1 protein-coding gene is annotated in these 1,624 nt (G+C 59.7%); it reads right to left on the reverse strand.

The window, feature by feature from the left end:
• Window positions 1-16: 16 nt before the first annotated feature.
• Window positions 17-1,318 (reverse strand): RNA-guided endonuclease InsQ/TnpB family protein, encoded by a 1,302-nt coding sequence (locus tag ACFQI8_RS19425; protein ID WP_390247731.1) that lies wholly within the window; start codon window positions 1,316-1,318, stop codon window positions 17-19.
• Window positions 1,319-1,624: the final 306 nt, after the last annotated feature.

The following is a 1,624-nucleotide window of genomic DNA, read 5'->3' on the forward strand; positions in this document are numbered from 1 at the left end:
TGTGAACTACCCTACCCTACTCACTCGCCGCTGACGCGGCTCGTTCCTTGAGGGTAGGGCTTCCTGCTTCCACGACGCGCTTTGCAGGAACTGTGGTGGTTCCCGTAGGGAGCGCAGTCTCCACAGGCGTTGATTCGGAGCGTCCCTCTCCTACTTGCTCGATACCGCGAGAAAGAATGTTCCACGCCGCGTTTGCGTCCCTGTCGGCGGTGAACCCGCACGACGGACAGGAATGTTCCCGGACCCACAGCGGCTTGTCCGTCGAGACACCGCACGCCGCACACTCCTTGGTCGTCCCTGCTGGTTCGACCGCCACGAAGTGCGCCCCCTCTCGTTCGCACTTGTATTCGAGCATCCGCAGGAACGTCCCCCACGCCGCGCCTGCTCGGTTCCGTGAGTTACCCGGCAGTTCGACCAAGCCCTTTGCGTCGAGGTCTTCGACCGCTACCACGTCGTACTCCCGAGCGTAGTACGCCGACAACTTGTGCAAGAAGTCACGGCGCTTCCGTCGGAGGTCGGCATGACACTCCGCAACGCGCCGCCGTTGCTTCTCGTAGTTGCTCGACCCGTGTTGCTTCCGCGAAAGCTTCCGTTGCTCGCGTTCCAATCGCTCGCGCTCGTCGGAGAGGTCGAGAGATTCAACGGCGTTTCCGTCCGTGTCGTGGGCGTACTTGAGAATCCCCACGTCGATACCGACGCACTTCTCGGGATTCTCAGGCGGTTCGGGCGGTTCACGGTCCATTTGGACGCCGAAGGTGGCGAACCACTCGCCCGTCGGCTCTTTCTTGAGCGTGACTTGCTTGAGTTTCGCGTCGTCCTCAGAAATCGGAGATTTCTGATGGGCTGCACAAGAGCTGTCGCTCTTGTGAACGTCGGGGATAGGTCGGTGGAGCCGAATCGGGATGTCCGCGAGCTTCGAGAGTGACAGCACGGTCTGACCGCCCTTCTTGTCGAGCTTGAAGCCAGACTGACTGTACGTGAAACTGCGGAACTCTCGTGGTGGCTTCCACTTGAGTTGCCCGACGCCGTAGCCGTTCTCCTTGAGCTTGGAGAGGCCGTTGAGGTTGTCGAAAAGCCGTTCGACGACGGTTTGGAGAACCTTCGAGTACACGTCCGAGAGGTCGTCCCACCACTGTTTGAGGGCGGGGAGTTCCGACCGAAGCGTGGTCATGGATGGCAGTTCGTCGTGTTCGTCTTGGTACTCGTTGAGGCGGTAGCGCGTGTGGTTGTACAGTTGCCTGCAAATATCGCGGTGGCGGTCCAACTCCTCGCGGTGGGCGTCGGACGGCTTGAGACGATACTTGTAGGCGTAGTACATGGCGCTACTTGCGTTCCTCGATGAGTTCGTCCAACTGCTCTCGGACGAATGACGAGAGGTTGAGGTGTTGGTCCTCAATCCACTCGTCTTGGTCCTCCCGAATGGTGATTGTCTTCCGTTTCACCGTAATGCACACTATGCACACTACACGCATGAAAGCTTCGGTAGACGTGGGCCTGTGGGCCTGCAACAGAACAGTGTACGAACAGATGATGACGGCGCTGTATCCCCGCCCTACTGCGCTACTCGGGCTACGCCCTGCGTTGCTCGTTGAGGACGGGGGCTTAGCGCCTGCATTCAGCTAAA

Origin of the sequence: Haloferax chudinovii (genome assembly GCF_042663345.1) — an archaeon.
GTDB lineage: Archaea > Halobacteriota > Halobacteria > Halobacteriales > Haloferacaceae > Haloferax > Haloferax chudinovii.